This window comes from Alloalcanivorax sp. C16-1, from assembly GCF_046507805.1.
In the GTDB taxonomy this organism is placed as follows: domain Bacteria; phylum Pseudomonadota; class Gammaproteobacteria; order Pseudomonadales; family Alcanivoracaceae; genus Alloalcanivorax.
Window position 1 is genome coordinate 268,519 of sequence record NZ_JBKFTK010000002.1, and the last position, 17,465, is coordinate 285,983.

General features: G+C 68.6%; 14 protein-coding genes. All 14 read left to right on the top strand.

Translation table 11 applies throughout. The annotated features are described in order from the left end of the window. Positions 1–2 precede the first annotated feature (2 nt). Positions 3–2,096, top strand: a complete 2,094-nt coding sequence (gene cheA / locus ACLD0W_RS08480; RefSeq protein WP_410307053.1) for a chemotaxis protein CheA — start codon at positions 3–5, stop codon at positions 2,094–2,096. Continuing rightward, a complete protein-coding gene (locus tag ACLD0W_RS08485) occupies positions 2,093–2,590 on the top strand; it encodes a chemotaxis protein CheW (RefSeq protein ID WP_410307054.1) in 498 nt (165 codons plus the stop codon). The genes cheA and ACLD0W_RS08485 overlap by 4 nt, the downstream gene beginning before the upstream one ends. A gap of 13 nt (positions 2,591–2,603) precedes the next feature. Continuing rightward, positions 2,604–4,274: a methyl-accepting chemotaxis protein gene (locus tag ACLD0W_RS08490; protein ID WP_410307055.1), complete on the top strand. Its 1,671-nt coding sequence runs from the start codon at positions 2,604–2,606 to the stop codon at positions 4,272–4,274. A 34-nt stretch (positions 4,275–4,308) separates the two neighbouring features. Continuing rightward, a complete protein-coding gene (locus ACLD0W_RS08495) occupies positions 4,309–5,160 on the top strand; it encodes a CheR family methyltransferase (RefSeq protein WP_410307481.1) in 852 nt (283 codons plus the stop codon). 84 nt (positions 5,161–5,244) lie between these two features. Next, positions 5,245–6,306, top strand: coding sequence for a chemotaxis response regulator protein-glutamate methylesterase (locus ACLD0W_RS08500; protein ID WP_410307056.1), 1,062 nt, complete (start codon positions 5,245–5,247; stop codon positions 6,304–6,306). A gap of 39 nt (positions 6,307–6,345) precedes the next feature. After that, entirely contained in the window at positions 6,346–8,091 is a 1,746-nt protein-coding gene (locus ACLD0W_RS08505; RefSeq protein WP_410307057.1) for a methyl-accepting chemotaxis protein, read from the top strand. Between the two features lie 57 nt (positions 8,092–8,148). Further along, positions 8,149–8,535, top strand: coding sequence for a chemotaxis response regulator CheY (gene cheY / locus ACLD0W_RS08510; protein WP_262731156.1), 387 nt, complete (start codon positions 8,149–8,151; stop codon positions 8,533–8,535). A gap of 33 nt (positions 8,536–8,568) precedes the next feature. Then, positions 8,569–9,261 (top strand): protein phosphatase CheZ, encoded by a 693-nt coding sequence (gene cheZ, locus ACLD0W_RS08515; RefSeq protein WP_228234729.1) that lies wholly within the window; start codon positions 8,569–8,571, stop codon positions 9,259–9,261. Between the two features lie 101 nt (positions 9,262–9,362). Next, the gene (gene flhB, locus ACLD0W_RS08520) at positions 9,363–10,499 is read left to right on the top strand and encodes a flagellar biosynthesis protein FlhB (RefSeq protein WP_410307058.1); all 1,137 of its coding nucleotides are present in this window, start codon (positions 9,363–9,365) and stop codon (positions 10,497–10,499) included. Further along, the gene (gene flhA / locus ACLD0W_RS08525; RefSeq protein ID WP_410307059.1) at positions 10,496–12,580 is read left to right on the top strand and encodes a flagellar biosynthesis protein FlhA; all 2,085 of its coding nucleotides are present in this window, start codon (positions 10,496–10,498) and stop codon (positions 12,578–12,580) included. The genes flhB and flhA overlap by 4 nt, the downstream gene beginning before the upstream one ends. After that, positions 12,581–14,485, top strand: coding sequence for a hypothetical protein (locus ACLD0W_RS08530; RefSeq protein ID WP_410307060.1), 1,905 nt, complete (start codon positions 12,581–12,583; stop codon positions 14,483–14,485). Beyond that, positions 14,482–14,904, top strand: a complete 423-nt coding sequence (locus ACLD0W_RS08535) for a flagellar protein FlhE (RefSeq protein ID WP_410307061.1) — start codon at positions 14,482–14,484, stop codon at positions 14,902–14,904. Before ACLD0W_RS08530 ends, ACLD0W_RS08535 begins: the two co-directional genes overlap by 4 nt. Positions 14,905–15,007: 103 nt before the next feature. Next, a complete protein-coding gene (locus tag ACLD0W_RS08540; protein ID WP_410307062.1) occupies positions 15,008–15,706 on the top strand; it encodes an RNA polymerase sigma factor FliA in 699 nt (232 codons plus the stop codon). Between the two features lie 62 nt (positions 15,707–15,768). Continuing rightward, positions 15,769–17,349, top strand: a complete 1,581-nt coding sequence (locus ACLD0W_RS08545; RefSeq protein WP_410307063.1) for a peptide chain release factor 3 — start codon at positions 15,769–15,771, stop codon at positions 17,347–17,349. Positions 17,350–17,465: the final 116 nt, after the last annotated feature.

The window sequence follows — 17,465 nt, forward strand, 5'->3', positions numbered from 1 at the left end:
CCATGGATATCACCGATTTCTACGACACCTTTTTCGAGGAAGCCGACGAGTTGCTGGCGGAGATGGAAACCCATCTCCTCGACCTGGACGTGGATCAGCCGGACCAGGAGCGGCTCAACGCGATTTTCCGCGCGGCTCACTCGATCAAGGGCGGCGCCGGCACCTTCGGGTTCGAAGCGCTGCAACGCACCACCCACCTGCTGGAAAACCTGCTCGACCACGCGCGCCGCGGCGAACTGCAGCTGCGCCGTGACATCGTCGACACCTTTCTGGAAGCCAAAGACATGCTGAACGACCAACTGGACGCCTATCGACAGGGCGGCGAACCCGACCCGGAGGCCCTGGAGCGGATCTGCGAGACCCTGCGGCGGCTGGCCCTGGAAGAGATCGGTGAGAACGCCGGCGTGGACGTGTCGGGCGCCGCCGCGCCGGGCGCCACCGCGTCCGCCGCGCCGCCGCCCGCGCCGCCGACCGAGGTGCCGGCGCCGGCCGCCGGCGGCCGCTTCCGAATGGCGCTGCTGGGCGTCGCCGAGAAGGACCGCAACCTGCTGATCGAGGAGCTGGGCCAGCTCGGCGACATCGAGGATCAGGACGGTGACGAGGCCGAGTACCGGGTGACACTGAACAGTTCGCTGAGCGCCGACGACATCGAGGCGGTGATGTGCTTCATCGTCGAGCCCGAACAATTGTCGATCCAGGCCCTGGGCGCGCCGGACCACGGCGGTAGCGAGCAGCCCGACGCCGGCGCCGTGGAAGAAACGGCCGCCGTGGAACGGAACAGCGTCACGGACCCGGCGGGCGCGGCCGCGCCCGCCGCCGCCGCCAAGCCCCCGGCCACTGAGAAGAAAGCCGCCAAACCCCAGGCCACCGGCGAGTCCACCTCGATCCGCGTGCCGGTGGCCAAGGTCGATCAGATCATCAACCTGGTGGGCGAGCTGATCATCACTCAGTCCATGCTCAATCAGGTGGCCGAGGATTCCGATACCGTCAAGGACGGCGCCCTGGTCACCGGGCTCAACCTGCTGCAGCGCACCGCCCGGGATCTTCAGGAGGCGGTGATGTCGGTGCGCATGGTGCCGATGGATTATGTGTTCAGCCGCTTCCCGCGCCTGGTGCGTGATCTGGCCAGCAAGCTTGGCAAGGACGTGGAGCTGGTCACCGAAGGCAAATCCACGGAACTGGATAAGGGCCTCACCGAACGCATTATCGACCCGCTTACCCACCTGGTGCGCAACAGTCTGGACCATGGCATCGAGACACCGGACCGGCGCGAGGCCGCCGGCAAGCCGCGCACCGGGCGGCTGACCCTGTCCGCCCAGCATCAGGGCGGCAACATTCTGATCGAAGTGGCCGACGACGGCGGCGGTCTCAACCGCGAACGGATTCTCGCCAAGGCGCGCAGCAATGGCCTGGCGGTGTCGGACGCCATGGGCGACGACGAGGTCTGGCAGCTGATCTTCGCGCCGGGCTTCTCCACCGCCGAGGAGGTCAGCGACGTGTCCGGCCGGGGCGTGGGCATGGACGTGGTCAAGCGCAACATCCAGGCCATGGGCGGCCATGTGGAAATCCTGTCCCAGCCGGGCCAGGGCACCACCACCCGCATCGTGCTGCCGCTGACCCTGGCGATCCTCGATGGCATGTCGATCCGCGTCGGCCGCGAGATGTTCATTCTGCCGGTCAGCGCGGTGATCGAATCGCTGCAACCGGGGACCGACGATCTCTATTCCCTGGCCGGTGGCGACACCTTGCTGAAGGTGCGCGAGGACTACCTGCCGGTGGTGGCGGTGCATCACGCCATGGACGTGGCCGGCGCCATCACCGACCCGACCCGCGCCATCGCCGTGATCGTGCAGGGCGAGGGCCGCCGCTACGCGGTGCTGGTGGACGATCTGGTGGGCCAGCAGCAGGTGGTGGTGAAGAACCTGGAAACCAATTACCGCAAGGTGCCCGGCGTGTCCGCGGCCACCATTCTCGGCGATGGCAGCGTGGCGTTGATTCTTGACGTCACCGACCTGCACCGGCTCGCCCAGAGCAAAAAAGACAACCGTATTTTCGGGACCCGGTCCCCGCTCGCAGAGGAGGTAGAACCGTCATGAGCAACGCCACCGCTTTGCATCACACCGTCGCCGCGGAAGCCGGCAGCCAGGAATTCCTGGTGTTTTCCCTGGGCGATGAAGAGTACGCCATCGATATCCTCAAGGTGCAGGAGATCCGTGGCTACGACAACGTCACCCGCATCGCCAATGCGCCGGATTTCATCAAGGGCGTGGCCAACCTGCGCGGCGTGATCGTGCCGATCGTGGATCTGCGCATCAAGTTCCGGCTGGCCGAGGCCAACTACGACGAGCAGACCGTGGTGATCGTGGTCAACATCGCCGAGCGGGTGGTGGGCATCGTCGTCGACCGGGTCTCCGACGTGATGACGCTTACCGCCGAGCAGCGCAAACCGGCGCCGGAGTTCGGCCTGTCCCTGCCGCTGGATTACATCCACGGCCTGGGCAACCTGGACGACCGCATGCTGGTGCTGGTGGACATCGAGAAGCTGCTGACCAGCGAGGAAATGGCGCTGGTGGAAGAAGCCGGCGAGTAAAAGGAGATTCGGCATGCGTGACAATCAGCCGGTGACGCAGCGGGAGTACACGCTCAATGGCGAGGACTTCCTGATTTCGCGCACCAACCTGCGCGGGCGTATCACCTACGCCAATCCCGCCTTCGTCCAGGTCAGCGGCTTCAGCAACGAGGAGCTGGTGGGCTCGCCGCACAATATCGTGCGTCATCCGGACATGCCGGAGGCGGCCTTCGAGAACATGTGGTCGTGCATCAAGAACGGCGACATTTGGATCGGGTTGGTCAAGAACCGGCGCAAGAACGGCGATCATTACTGGGTGCGCGCCCACGTGACCCCGGTGGTGGAAGACGGCGAGATTGTCGGCTTCGTATCGGTGCGCTTGAAAGCGGACCAAGGGTCCATCGACGCGGCGGAACGGGACTACGCACTGATCCGCGAAGGGCAGGGGCGGCATCTGTATCTGCACAAAGGCGAGGTGCGCCGGCGTGGCGCGCTGGCCGCCCTGCGCCGCTGGAACCCGGGCTCGGTGAGCAGCCGCATGGGCTTTTTGTTCGCGTTCGCCGCGGTGCTGCTGCTGGGCGCCACCGGCCTGGGTCTGTTCGCGCTCAGCGAGGCGGGCGCGGCGCGGGCGGCGGTGCTGCGGCCGGCGCTGATCGCGCTGGCGGTGCTGGGCGTACCGCTGTTCGGTCTGGCCCTGTGGCACACCACCCGCTCGGTGCTGGCCCCGGTGCTGGCGGCGGGCAAATTCACCCTGCAAATCGCCGCCGGCAATCTGGCGGCGCGGCCGCCGGCACGCCGGGGCGGTGAACTGGGCATGCTGGTGATGGGGCTCAAGCTGATGCGCCGCAGCCTGGGCAGCATCGTCGGCCACGTGCACCACGGCATGACCGTGGTGGCACCGGCGGCCCGTGACATCGCCGAAGGCAACGAGGACCTGTCGTCCCGTTCCGAGCAGCAGGCCAGCTCGCTGCAGCAGACCGCCGCCAGCATGGAGCAGATGACCGCCACCGTCAGCCAGAACGCGGACAACGCCCGCCAGGCCAGCTCGCTGGCCTCGGACGCTTCCCGGGTGGTGGCGGAAAGCGGCGAAGTGATGGGGCAGGTGGTGGACACCATGGGGCGCATCACCGGCAGCGCCGAAAAGATGACGGTGATCATCGGCACCATCGACTCGATTGCCTTCCAGACCAATATTCTCGCGCTCAACGCCTCGGTGGAAGCGGCCCGCGCCGGTGAACACGGCAGGGGGTTCGCGGTGGTGGCCCAGGAGGTGCGCAATCTGGCCGGCCGTTCCGCCGACGCCGCGCGCGAGATCCGCGCCCTGATCGACGGCTCCGGCCGCGAGATTGAAAGCGGCGCCCAGCTGGTGCGGCGCGCCGAGCAGGCCATCGGCACGGTGGTGACCTCGGTGACCCGGGTCAACGACATCATGGGCGATATCCGCGCCGCCTCCGAGGAGCAAAACACCGGCATCGTGCAGATCAATCAGGCGGTGGCGCAGATGGACGCGGTGACCCGGCAGAACGCGGATCGGGTGCAGGCGTCCGCCCGCGCCGCCGCCTCCCTGGAAAACCAGGTGACCCTGCTGACCCATTCCATGGGCGTATTCCGCTTGCAGGGCGGCGAGGAACTGGCCGTGGCGCGCTCCTCCGGGCAGCCGTCCAGGTCCCGCCGCGCCCCGCGACCGGAATCGGTCGAATCATGAACGAAGAGGCTGACTCTTGAGCGACCCCAAAGCGGTGCTGAAAGCAGGGGAACGCCGCCCGGCGGAAACCGGCGCGCCGGAACGCGATCTGGAATTTCGCGACGCGGATTTCGAGCGTATCCGCGCGCTGATTTACCAGCGCGCCGGCATCGTGCTGGCCGACCACAAGCGAGACATGGTCTACAGCCGGGTGGGCCGGCGCGTGCGCAAGCACGGCCTGCACCGTTTCCAGGATTACCTGGCGCGGCTGGAGCGCGACCCGGACGGGGCCGAGAACGAAGCGTTCACCAATACGCTGACCACCAACCTGACGGCGTTTTTCCGTGAGGCGCACCACTTCCGGCTGCTGGCGGATCATCTGCTCGGCCGTGGCGGTCCGGTACGCATCTGGAGCGCCGGCGCCTCCACCGGCGAGGAGCCCTATTCCATCGCCATGACCCTGCTGGAAGTGCTGGGCGACCGCGCCGACATCGAGGTGCTGGCCACCGACATCGACACCGATGCGCTGGACCGCGCCCGCCTGGGCGTCTATTCCCTGGAGCAGATCAACAAGCTCGACGAGCACCGCCGCAAGCGCTTTTTCCAGCGCGGCAGCGGGCGCCGGGCCGGGTATGCCCGGGTGCGCCCGGAGGTGGCCGCGCGGGTGCGCTTCGAGCCCCTCAACCTGGTGGCCCCGGGCTGGCGGGTGTCGCCGCCGTTCGACGCGATTTTCTGTCGCAACGTGATGATTTATTTCGACCGCACCACCCAGGCTCGCATCCTGGAGCGTTTCGCGCCGCTGCTGAAACGGGACGGCCTGCTGTTCGCCGGCCATTCCGAGAGCTTTTCCTATATCAGTGACCGTTTCCGGCTGCGTGGCCAGACGGTTTACGTGCCCAACCATTAAAGATCACGACGCCGTCGCCGATAGTCTGGAACAAGGAAGACACCGGGCGCGCGACGCCGGCGTCGTGACAGGGGGAGACCGACCTTGGGCGGGACCAAGATAAGAGTGCTGTGCGTCGATGACTCGGCACTGATCCGCGACCTGATGAGCGAGATCATCAACAGCCAGGACGATATGGAAGTGGTGGCGGTGGCGCCGGACCCGCTGGTGGCCCGCGATCTGATCAAGCGCCATGCCCCGGACGTGCTGACCCTGGACGTGGAAATGCCGCGCATGGATGGCCTGGATTTTCTCGAGCGGCTGATGCGGCTGCGCCCGATGCCAGTGCTGATGGTGTCGTCGCTGACCCAGGCCGGCTCCGAGGTGACCCTGCGCGCTCTGGAACTGGGCGCGGTGGATTTTTTGCAGAAGCCGGCCTTGGGCATCCGCACCGGCATGCTGGAATACGGCGAGCGCATCGCCGAGAAAGTACGCGCCGCCGCCCAGTCGCGGCCGCGCCGGCTGGCGCCCCGGGGCGGTGAGCGGAAGGCGGCGCTGCGCCCGGTGATGGTGTCCAGCGAGAAGCTGGTGATCCTGGGCGCCTCCACCGGCGGGCCGGAAGCGATCCGTCAGGTGTTGGAACCGTTGCCGCCCAACTCGCCGGCGATTCTGATCGCCCAGCATATGCCCGGTGGCTTCACCCGCTCGTTCGCCCAGCGCCTGGACCGGCTTTGCCAGGTATCGGTGAAGGAAGCCGAGGACGGCGAGCGGGTGCTGCCCGGCCACGTTTACATCGCCCCCGGCGAGCAGCATCTGAAGCTGGTGCGCAGCGGCGCCAACTATGTGGTGCGGCTGGATGACGGCGCGCCGGTGAATCGCCACCGCCCGTCGGTGGACGTGCTGTTCCACTCGGCGGCGCAGCAGGCCGGCGCCAACGCCATCGGCGTGCTGCTCACCGGCATGGGCAAGGACGGCGCCGACGGCTTGCTGGCGATGCGCCGCGCCGGCGCCCACACCCTGGCCCAGGATCAGGAAACGTCACTGGTGTTCGGCATGCCGCGGGAAGCCATTGCCCGCGACGCGGCCACCGAGGTTCTGCCACTGGATCGCATGGCGGAACGCATGATGGCGCTGGTCGCCGCCTCCGGGCGCGCCCAGCGGGTGTAACAAGAAGATAACGGACTCCCTGAATAGAGGAACGCTGGAATGTTCAAAATCCCTCGTAATCTGAAGCTCAATACGGCGGTGGCCGGCGCCCTTATTCTCTGCGCCCTGATGATCGCCGTGCTGGTGGCGATCCGCTTTGTCACCAACCGCATGGTGGACGACTCCATCCGCACCCTGAACACCGTCAACGTGGAACAGCTCAACCAGATCAGCCGCGCCACCACGCTGCTCAACCAGGCGCGTATCGAGATGGATCTGGCCGCCGACTACCTGGACATGGGCATGCGCATGATCGCCGCCGACCAGGTGCAGAACGTGGGCGACCTGCTGGACCGCTCCCAGGCCCGTTTCGATCAGTTCTCCGCGTCCGAGCAACTGAACGAGACCGGCGCCGAGCTGGCCGGTGAACTGACCACCGCCTACTCGCGGGTGGTGGAGCTCAGCCGCCAGCAGAAAACCAGTCTGGAAAGCGGCAGCCTCAGCGATTACCGTGCCCTGCGCCAGCAGTTGCTGGGCCCGGGCACCAACCTGAACAAGCGCCTCACCGACTTCACCCGCTACGCCGACGAGCGCGGGGTGGAGATCATGGCCACCTACCGGGAACAGTCGAAAATGCTGGCGATGGTCGCGCTGGCGGCGCTGGCCCTGGCGGCGCTGGTGATGCTGCTGATCTACGTGGGGCTGCGCAAGATCGTGGTGCAGCCGCTGGACAAGGCGGTACGCACCCTTCAGCGCATTGCCCGGGCGGACCTGTCCGAGCGCATCGAAGTCTACGGTCGCAACGAAGTGGGCCAACTGTTCCGAGCCATGCGTGATGTGCAGGACAGCCTCGGCAAGATCGTCGACGACGTGCGCGCCAGCAGCAACTCGATTCTGGTGGGCAGTTCCGAGATCGCCCGCGGCAACGCCGACCTGTCCTCGCGCACCGAACAGCAGGCCGCCTCCCTGGAGGAGACCGCCACCAGCATGGAAGAGCTCACCGCCACCGTGAAGCAGAACGCGGACAACGCCCGCCAGGCCAGCAGCCTGGCCAACGACGCCTCCGGCACCGCGTCCCGGGGCGGCGACGTGATGCAGCAGGTCAACACCAAGATGCAGGGCATCAAGGAAAGCTCCCGCAAGGTGGCCGACATCACCGGCATGATCGACTCCATCGCCTTCCAGACCAACATCCTGGCGCTCAACGCCTCGGTGGAAGCGGCCCGGGCCGGCGAGCAGGGCCGCGGCTTCGCGGTGGTGGCCGGTGAAGTGCGCAACCTAGCCGGCAGCAGCGCCGACGCCGCCCGCGAAATCAAGCAACTGATCGAGCGGTCCGCCGGGGAAGTTCAGGAAGGCTCCGATCTGGTGGAGCAGGCCGGCGAGACCATGAAGGAAGTGGTGGCCGCGGTGAAACGGGTCACCGACATCATGGACGAGATCTCCGCCGCCTCCCAGGAACAGAGCGGTGGCATCGAGCAGGTCAGCCAGGCGGTCAGCCAGATGGACGAGGTCACCCAGCAGAACGCGTCCCTGGTGGAAGAGGCCAGCGCCGCGGCGGCCTCCCTGGAAGAGCAGGCGAAACGTCTGGAACAGGCGGTGGCGATCTTCCGACTCTCCGAGGACCACGACAAGGTGGCGCCGGTGATGACCCCGGACGAGGTGCCGCTGGTGGAGGACCTGGACGAGGAGCCGGAGGCGAAAGAGGAAACCCCCGCGCCGCGCGCCCCCCGCGCGACCGGCCGGCCCGCCACCCGGGAGCCGCGCCGCGAGCCGGTCACCACCGAGGATGACTGGGAAGAATTCTGATCCAACCCCAATCGCGCCGGGCCGCCGCCCGGCGCTCCGACGCAGTGAGAGGAAAACATGGATAAGGGCATGAGTATTCTGGTGGTGGACGACTTTCCCACCATGCGCCGCATCGTTCGCAGCCTGCTCAAGGAGCTCGGCTTCACCAACGTGGACGAGGCCGAGGACGGCCAGGAAGCCCTGACCAAACTGAAAGGCGGCGGTTTCGACTTCGTGGTCTCGGACTGGAACATGCCCAACCTGGACGGTCTGGAGATGCTCAAACAGATCCGCGCCGACGAATCGATGAAGTCCCTGCCGGTGCTGATGGTGACCGCCGAAGCGAAGAAGGACAACATCGTGGCGGCCGCCCAGGCCGGCGCCAATGGCTACATCGTCAAACCGTTCACCGCGGTGACGCTGGAGGAAAAGCTCAACAAGATTTTCGAGAAGCTGGGCAAATAACCGCCCCGTGCCTGCGATCGAGGAGAAGCGATTATGAGTGGTGAAGCGCGGTCCGTTACCGGCGAACCGGGGCACAACGACGATCTGGTGCAGCGCATCGGCCAGCTGACCCGAATGTTGCGGGAAAGCATGCGTGAACTGGGGCTCGACAAGGAAGTGGAAAAAGCCGCCGAGGCGATCCCCGATGCCCGGGCGCGACTTAATTACGTGGCATCGATGACCGAGCAGGCAGCGGAGCGGGCGCTCAACGCCGTGGACCGTGCCCAGCCGCTGCAGGACGAAATGGAACGCGGCGCCCAGGCCCTCGATGAGAAATGGAACGCCTGGTTCCAGCAGCCGCTGGAATTGGACGACGCCCGCGAACTGGTCACCGAGACCCGCCAGTACCTGGGCGCGGTACCGGCCATGGCCCGGGACACCAGCAAGGAACTGCTGGAGATCATGATGGCCCAGGACTTCCAGGACCTGACCGGCCAGGTGATCAAGAAGATGATGGAAGTGATCCAGGAAGTGGAGCGGCAGCTGCTGCAGGTGCTGCTGGAGAGCGTGCCCGAGGGCGAGGAGCGCGAGGCCATGCGCGAGCGCATGGACAACCGCACCGCCGAGGACGCCCGCCGCCGCGAGCAGGCCGGCCTGATGAACGGCCCGCAGATCAAGCCGGACGGCGAGGACATCGTCAGCAGCCAGGACCAGGTGGACGACCTGCTGGACGAACTGGGCTTCTAGCCTGGAATAGCCGCCCATAGCGGTCGCTTATCGGCGGTTTGGTCCGCGCCGGCCTGACCGACAATGCTTCGCGAGAGAAACTGCGCGCGGAAGCCGTCGTCATGGCCGACGAGACCGAAGATCAGGAAAAGACCGAAGAGGCCACGCCCCGAAAGCGGGAGAAAGCCCGTGAAGACGGGCAGGTGGCCCGTTCCCGGGAACTCACCACGGTGCTGCTGCTGTTCGCCGGGGTGGGTGGCCTGTGGGGGCTGGGTCCGGCCCTGTTCGACCGGGTCGGCACGGTAATGGAGCAGGCGTTTCTGTTCGACCGCCAGCAGGCGTTCGACAGCACCGTGATGCTGGTGCACGCCGGCGATCTGGGCGCCCGCGCCCTGTTCGGGCTGCTGCCCCTGTTCCTGCTGCTGGCGGTCACCGCCCTGATCGCCCCCAATCTGCTGGGCGGTTTTCTGATTTCCGCCAAATCCCTCAAGCCCCAGGCCAGCAAGCTCAATCCCATCAAGGGTCTGAAGCGGCAGTTTTCCTCCCAGGCCCTGGCGGAGCTGGCCAAGGCGATCGCCAAGGCCACCCTGGTGGGGCTGGTGGCGGTGAGCTTCATGATCGCCCACCGGGGCGAATTCATGTCGTTGATGGACCAGCCCCTGCAGCAGGCCCTGGCCGATGCGCTGCGCATGGCGGCCCTGGCCTGCGGGCTGATGGTGCTGTCGCTGATCGCGGTGATCCTGATCGACGTGCCCTACCAGCTGTGGAGCACCGCCAAGAAGCTGCGCATGAGCAAGGAAGAGGTCAAGCGCGAGCACAAGGAAAGCGAGGGCGACCCCCATTTGAAGGCCAAGATTCGCGGCCAGCAGCAGGCCATGGCCCGCAACCGCATGATGAGCCAGGTGCCGGACGCGGATGTGATCGTCACCAACCCCACCCATTACGCGGTGGCGCTGAAGTACGAGGAGCAACGCATGAACGCCCCGCGCGTGGTGGCCAAGGGCGCCGACGCGGTGGCGGCGCGCATCCGTGAGCTGGGCGCCGAACACGCGGTGCCGCTGCTGGAAGCGCCGCCGCTGGCGCGCTCCCTGTATCGTCACGTGGACCTGGACCGGGAGATCCCCGGGGCGCTGTACACCGCCGTGGCGGAAGTGCTGGTGTGGGCGTTCCGCCTCAAGCGCGCCCGGGAGGAGGGCGGTGAGACCCCGGCCTCGCCGGCGGACCTGACCGTGCCGGCGGAACTGGAGGTGGCCCCGTGAAGGCGCTCGCCCAGTATCTGGGCCCGGCGCGCGGGCTGGCCGGCGTGGACGGCAAGGTGCTGGCCGGCCCGCTGCTGATCCTGGTGATCATGGCGATGCTGATCCTGCCGCTGCCGCCGTTCGCCCTGGATCTGTTCTTTACCTTCAACATCGCCCTGTCGCTGATGGTGCTGCTGGTCAGCATGTTCACCCTGCGCGCCCTGGATTTCGCCGCCTTTCCCGCCGTGCTGCTGTTCACCACCCTGCTGCGGCTGGCGCTGAACGTGGCCTCCACCCGGGTGGTGCTGATGGAAGGCCACGAGGGCGGCGCCGCCGCCGGCAAGGTGATCGAGGCGTTCGGCCAGTTCCTGGTGGGCGGCAATTTCGCCGTCGGGCTGGTGGTGTTCCTGATTCTGGTGGTGATCAACTTCATGGTGATCACCAAGGGCGCGGGGCGCATCGCCGAGGTGGGCGCGCGCTTCATGCTGGACGCCATGCCGGGCAAGCAGATGGCCATCGACGCCGACCTCAACGCCGGCCTGATCGGCGAGGAAGAGGCCAAAACCCGCCGCGCCGAGGTGGCCCAGGAGGCGGATTTCTACGGCTCCATGGACGGCGCCAGCAAGTTCGTGCGCGGCGACGCGGTGGCCGGTCTGGTGATCATGGCGGTGAACATCATCGGCGGCCTGATCATCGGCATGATGCAGCACGATCTGTCCTTCGCCGACGCCGGCCGCACCTACACGCTGCTGACCATCGGCGACGGCCTGGTGGCGCAGATCCCGGCCCTGGTGATCTCCACCGCCGCCGGCGTCACCGTGTCCCGGGTCAACACCGAGCAGGACGTGGGCCAGCAGATGATCGACCAGCTGCTGGTCAACCCCAAGGTGCTGTTCCTGTCCGCCGGCGTGCTCGGCCTGCTGGGCATGGTGCCGGGCATGCCCAACTTCGTGTTCCTGCTGTTCACCGGCCTGCTGGCCGGCGCCGGCTGGTGGCTGAGCCGCCGCCACGACCGCCAGCTCGCCGAGGAGCAGATCCAGGCCCAGGCCGCCCCGGCCCAGCCGGAGGCGCCGGAGGCCAGCTGGGATGACGTGCAGCTGATCGACACCCTGGGCCTGGAAGTGGGGCACCGGATCATTCCGCTGGTGGATTACCGCCAGCAGGGCGAGCTGCTCGGCCGCATCAAGAGCGTGCGCAAGAAGTTCGCCCAGGACGTGGGCTTCCTGCCGCCGGTGGTGCACATCCGCGACAACCTGGAGCTGGGCGCCAACGATTACGTGATTACCCTGAAGGGCGCGGAGGTGGGCCGGGGCCAGGCGTTCGCCGGCCAGTGGCTGGCCATCAACCCGGGGCAGGTGAGCGGCGAAGTCACCGGCACGCCCACCCGCGACCCGGCGTTCGGCCTGCCGGCGGTGTGGATCGACGAGGGCCAGCGCGAGCAGGCCCAGGTGTACGGCTATACGGTGGTGGACGCCAGCACCGTGGTGGCCACCCATCTCAACCATTTGCTGCACGCCCATTCCGGCGAAATGCTGGGCCGCCAGGAGGTGCAGCGGCTGCTCGACAAACTGGGCGAGGACGGCAAGAGCCTGGTGGAGGACGTGGTGCCCAAGCGGGTGTCGCTCACCACCCTGCAGCGCATTCTGCAGAGCTTGCTGGACGAGGACGTGTCGATCCGCGACCTGCGCACCATCCTCGACACCCTGGCGGAGCACGCCGCCGGCGACGGCGACAACGCCCACGACCTTACCGCCCGGGTGCGCCTGGCCCTGGGCCGCGCCATCACTTCCCAGTGGTTCCCGGGCCGCGACGAGCTGCGCGTGATCGGCCTGGACGACCGCCTGGAGCAGGTGCTGGGTCAGGCCCTCAACGGTGGCGGCGCCCTGGAACCGGGCCTGGCCGACACTCTGATGAACCAGGCCGCCGACGCCCTGGAGCGCCAGGAGAACGCCGGCGACCCGCCGGTGCTGGTGGTGCCCCACGGGCTGCGCCCCTTGCTGGCGAGCTTCCTGCGCCGCCGCCTCAAGCATCTGGCGGTGCTGTCCCAGGCGGAAATCCCCGACGACCGCCATCTGCGCGTCACCCAGTTGATCGGAGGCTAGATGCAGCGTTTCACCGGCAGCAACCAGCGCGAAGCCATGGGCCGGGTGCGCGCCGCCCTGGGCGACGACGCCCTGATTCTGGCCAACCGCCGCACCGCCGACGGCGTGGAAATCCTGGCGGTGCTGGAGGAGGCCCCGGCGGCCGAACCGGCGCCATCGCGGCCGGCGGCGCGCCTTCAGCCGCCGACGGACGCCACCGAACAGTTGCTGCGTGAAGTGCGCGATCTGCGCGCCCGCCTGGAGCGGGCCGAAACCGGCCCGGATTCGACGCCGGCGCGCCTGGCCCGGCGCCTGGCCGGGGCCGGTTTCAGCAACGCGCTGTGCGATGACCTGCTGGCCGGCTGGCCCGGGGACGCCGGCGCCGCCGACGGCGACGCCTGGCTGCATCGTCAGCTGGCCCGCCGGCTGCCGGCGGGCGACGGGCTGGAACGGGGCGGCGTACTGGTGCTGCTGGGCCCGGCGGGCATCGGCAAGACCAGCCTGGCGTTGAAGCTGGCGCGCCACTATGGCGGCCGCACGCGCCTGTGGTACGAGGACGAGCCGGCGCCGGCCCGGCAACGGGCCGCCGAGGCCCTGGGCCTGAGCTGGCAACCGCTGGATCTGGACCGGGGCTCGGTGTTCGCCGGCGGCGGCCTGGCCATCGTCGACACCCGTGGACGCGGCCTGCGTGATCCGGATCTGGGCACCGTGCTGCGCCGCCTGGGGGGTAACGCCCGGCCGCTGTTGCTGCTGCCCGCCGGCGCCGGCCGCGACGCCCTGGAAGAAACCGTGGCGGTCTACCAGGGGCTGGCCCGGGCCGCCGGCGCGCCGTTGCGCGACGCCGTGATCGCCCGCCGCGACGACGGCGGCCCCCTGGGGCCGCTGCTCGACGTGGCCGTGCGCCGGGATCTGTGCCTGCATTACCTGAGCAGCGGCCAGAATCCGGAGGATCTGCACCCGGCCCCTGCCCGGGCGCTGGTGGAAGACGCGCTGGCCTCCACCGCCGTGGCCGGGGCCCCGGCCCGGGTCGGCGACCGCCGCTGGGCGGACCGGCTGCTGGACCAGAGCCGTGCCCTGGACGCGGCCACCCGCCTGCTGCGCGAGGGCGTGCCCGCGTTTCGCGGGCTGCTCGATGACGGCGCCGCCGACGGCCTGACCACCCTGGCCCCGGAGGTAATGGTGCACGGCGCCGCCGATGCCGGCCTGCGGCTGGCGCTGGACGCCGCCGGTCTGCCGCTGGGCCCGACCCGGGCGGAAGGCGACGGGGGCCGGCTGCTGCCGGCGCTGCCCGACGCCGCCCTCTGGCATCGCCTGGGCGAGCGCCACTGGCTGGCCGCCGTGCGCGGCAGCGCCCGGGTATGGCGTCGCAGCGACCGCCTCACCCTGGCCGACTGCCAGGCCGAGGCGCGCCCCTGGGACAGCCGCCTGCTGCGCCATCGCGGCCGCGCCGTGCAGGTGCGGCTGCGTCGCCTGGACGTGGCCGCGCCCCTGGCCGGGGGCGGCGAGGCGCCACTCAGCGCCCGCCTGTGCGCCTGGTTCGGCACCGTCCACGATCTGGACAGCGGCGCCGTGATCGGCCGCCGCTACTGGCTGGCCCCGGACGACCAGGACCGGGAGCGCACCCTGGCCCTGCTGCTGGCCTCGCTCAGCGCCGAGGCGCTGCCGGCCCTGGAACGTCGTGCCCGGCAGGCCCTGGAAGAGGAGGGCGTGGCGCTGCCGGAGGCCGCCGGCCTGCTGGCGGCCCTGGCCCTGCGCCTGGATCTGGACGATGGCGACTGGGCCCTGGACGCCCGTGGCCAGCTGCTGGCGCTGCTCGGTGGCCGCCGGCGCCGCAAGCCGGAAACCCTGCTGGACGGTCTGCTGGCGTTGCTGCGGGCCCGCCACAGTCTGCGCGCGCTGGGCCGGGACCTGGCGCCGGCGCCGTGAGCGCCGGACGGGCAGGGCGGGGCCGGTGGCTGCTGCCGCCGCTGCTGTTGGGGCTGGCCGCCGCCGCCGGCGCCGCCACCGTCAGTTGGACCGCCTCACCGGCGGCGGTGCGGGTGGCCGGCCCGGACCGCGACTACCACAGCGTCGCCCTGACGCCGCCAGCCGCTGGGTTCGCCCCGGCACGTTTCAGCTGGGCGTACCGGGTAACCGGCGGCCCGCCGCCCCGGGCCTGGTTGTGCCAGGCGGACCACTGCGTGCGGCTGCCCGGCGCCCGGGGTCGGGCCCCGGCGCCGCCACGCTGGCGCGCCGACGCGCCGTTGCGGTTCCGCTTTCGCCTGGTCGACGGCGCCGCCCCGGTGCGGGTGGAACGGTTGCGGCTGACGGTGACCGGTCCGGTGGCGGGGCAAAGCGGCGAATAGCCCACCGCAACCTCGCTTATTCACCGCATCCGCTGGCCCGCTCGGGCCGAATAATGACGGTTATCGGAAACACTCCCGGAATCATGAGGAGGCCGGCGATTCCATGTACACGGCTCAGGGAAAAATCGACCAGAACGCCTTGCTGGAACAGCACTTGCCGGCGGTACGCCGCCAGGCGCTGGCGTTGCAGGTGAAGCTGCCGTCCGGCATCGACCTGGACGACCTGATCCAGGCCGGTACCGTCGGCCTGCTGGACGCCCTGCGCCGCTTCGACGCCAACGCCGGCGCCAGCTTCGCCACCTTCGCCAGCCAGCGCATCCGCGGCGCCATGATCGACGAGCTGCGCACCCGCGACTGGCTGCCGCGCAGCGTGCGCCGCAACGCCCGCGCTCTGGATCAGTGTGTGCACCGCCTGGAACAGCGCCTGGGGCGCCCCGCCGAGGAGCGGGAAATCGCCGCCGAGATGGGCATGGACCTGGCCGAATACCAGCAACTGCTCACCGACACCAACAACGGCTATCTGCTGCCCTACGAAGAGATGGTGGAGGAAAAGGGCGAGCCGGAGGCCGGCAGCGGCGCGCCGCTCAATCCGTTCGCGGCGTTGATGGAAGGGGAGCGCCGCGAGCAGCTTACCGCCGCCATCGACACCCTGCCGCAGCGGGAAAAGCTGCTGCTGGCGCTGTATTACCAGGAGGAACTCAACCTCAAGGAAATCGGCGCCGTGCTCGGCGTTACCGAATCCCGGGTCTGCCAGCTGCACAGCCAGGCGATCAGCCGCCTGCGTGCGCGCCTTGCCGGCTAGGCGCTTCTACAAGAATGCTTCGGTCAGGCGTACAATGCGCGCCGACGCAGACCGAGGCTTGTATGAACCCCAGCGACGAGATCCACAAACGGCGCACCTTCGCCATCATCTCCCACCCGGACGCCGGTAAGACCACCATCACCGAAAAGCTGCTGCTGTACGGCAACCAGATTCGTATGGCCGGTACCGTGAAGGGTAAGAAGAGCGGCCTGCACGCCACCTCCGACTGGATGGAGATGGAGAAGGAACGGGGCATTTCCGTGACCACCTCGGTGATGCAGTTCCCCTATGCGGACGCCACCGTGAACCTGCTCGACACCCCCGGCCACGCCGACTTCTCCGAGGACACCTACCGCACCCTGACGGCGGTGGACTCGGCGTTGATGGTGATCGACGCCGCCAAGGGCGTGGAGGAGCGTACCGTCAAGCTGATGGAGGTGTGCCGGCTGCGCGACACGCCGATCCTCACCTTCATCAACAAGCTGGACCGGGACGTGCGCGATCCCATCGAGGTGCTCGACGAGATCGAGGACGTGCTCAAGATCGAGTGCGCGCCGGTGACCTGGCCGATCGGCATGGGCAAGAGCTTCAAGGGCGTCTACAACCTGCTGCGCGACACCACCGTGCTGTACAAAACCGGCCAGGGCCACACCATCCAGGACGTGCGCGAGGTGAAGGGTCTGAACAACCCGGAGCTGGATCAGGCGGTGGGCGCCGACTACGCCCAGGAGCTGCGCGATACCCTGGAACTGGTGCAGGGCGCCAGCCACGATTTCGACCTGGAACGGTTCCGCGCCGGCCAGCTCACCCCGGTGTTCTTCGGCACCGCCCTGGGCAACTTCGGCGTCGACCATATGCTCGACGGCCTGGTGGAGTGGGCGCCGGCGCCGCTGCCCCGGGACGGCGGCGAGCGCCAGGTGCAGCCGGATGAGGCCAAGATGACCGGCTTCGTGTTCAAGATCCAGGCCAACATGGACCCGCGCCACCGGGATCGCATCGCCTTCCTGCGCATCTGCTCCGGCCGCTACCACAAGGGCATCAAGCTCAAGCAATGCCGCACCGGCAAGGACCTGCGTCTGGGCGACGCGCTCACCTTCCTGGCCGGCGAGCGGGACAACGTGGAAGAGGCGTTCGCCGGTGACATCATCGGCCTGCACAACCACGGCACCATCCAGATCGGCGACACCTTCACCGAGGGCGAGGACCTGCGCTTCACCGGCATTCCGCACTTCGCCCCGGAGCTGTTCCAGCGCGTGGTGCTGAACGATCCGCTGAAGAGCAAGCAGCTGCACAAGGGCCTGACCCAGCTGGCCGAGGAGGGCGCCACCCAGGTGTTCTTCCCGTTGCGCAACAACGACGTGGTGCTGGGCGCCGTGGGCACCCTGCAGTTCGACGTGGTGGCGGCGCGCCTGAAAGGGGAGTACGGCGTCGACTGCCGCTACGAACCGGTGAGCGTGAGCACCGCCCGCTGGGTGGAGGCGGACAGCGACCGGGAGCTGGAGAACTTCGAGCGCAAGGCCTACGACCACCTGGCGCGGGACGGCGCCGGTCACCTCACCTACCTGGCGCCCACCCGCGTTAACCTGCAGCTGGCCCGGGAGCGTCACCCGGAGATCCGCTTCCGCGAGACCCGGGAGATCTGATCGTCGCGCACGCGGCGGTCGCCCGGCCCCGGTCGCGGGGCCGGGGGCGCTGTGCTAGACTCGCCGCCTTCTCAGGCACCGACCCCGATTTCGATATGTCCATGGCGTCCAATCCG

Excerpts from the sequence above, each read along its gene's own strand:
- ACLD0W_RS08490 (WP_410307055.1), top strand. The coding sequence starts at position 2,604 with ATGCGTGACAATCAGCCGGTGACGCAGCGGGAGTACACGCTCAATGGC.
- ACLD0W_RS08485 (WP_410307054.1), top strand. The coding sequence starts at position 2,093 with ATGAGCAACGCCACCGCTTTGCATCACACCGTCGCCGCGGAAGCCGGC.
- ACLD0W_RS08505 (WP_410307057.1), top strand. The coding sequence starts at position 6,346 with ATGTTCAAAATCCCTCGTAATCTGAAGCTCAATACGGCGGTGGCCGGC.
- ACLD0W_RS08545 (WP_410307063.1), top strand. The coding sequence starts at position 15,769 with ATGAACCCCAGCGACGAGATCCACAAACGGCGCACCTTCGCCATCATC.
- ACLD0W_RS08540 (WP_410307062.1), top strand. The coding sequence starts at position 15,008 with ATGTACACGGCTCAGGGAAAAATCGACCAGAACGCCTTGCTGGAACAG.
- flhB (WP_410307058.1), top strand. The coding sequence starts at position 9,363 with ATGGCCGACGAGACCGAAGATCAGGAAAAGACCGAAGAGGCCACGCCC.
- cheY (WP_262731156.1), top strand. The coding sequence starts at position 8,149 with ATGGATAAGGGCATGAGTATTCTGGTGGTGGACGACTTTCCCACCATG.
- ACLD0W_RS08530 (WP_410307060.1), top strand. The coding sequence starts at position 12,581 with ATGCAGCGTTTCACCGGCAGCAACCAGCGCGAAGCCATGGGCCGGGTG.
- cheZ (WP_228234729.1), top strand. The coding sequence starts at position 8,569 with ATGAGTGGTGAAGCGCGGTCCGTTACCGGCGAACCGGGGCACAACGAC.
- cheA (WP_410307053.1), top strand. The coding sequence starts at position 3 with ATGGATATCACCGATTTCTACGACACCTTTTTCGAGGAAGCCGACGAG.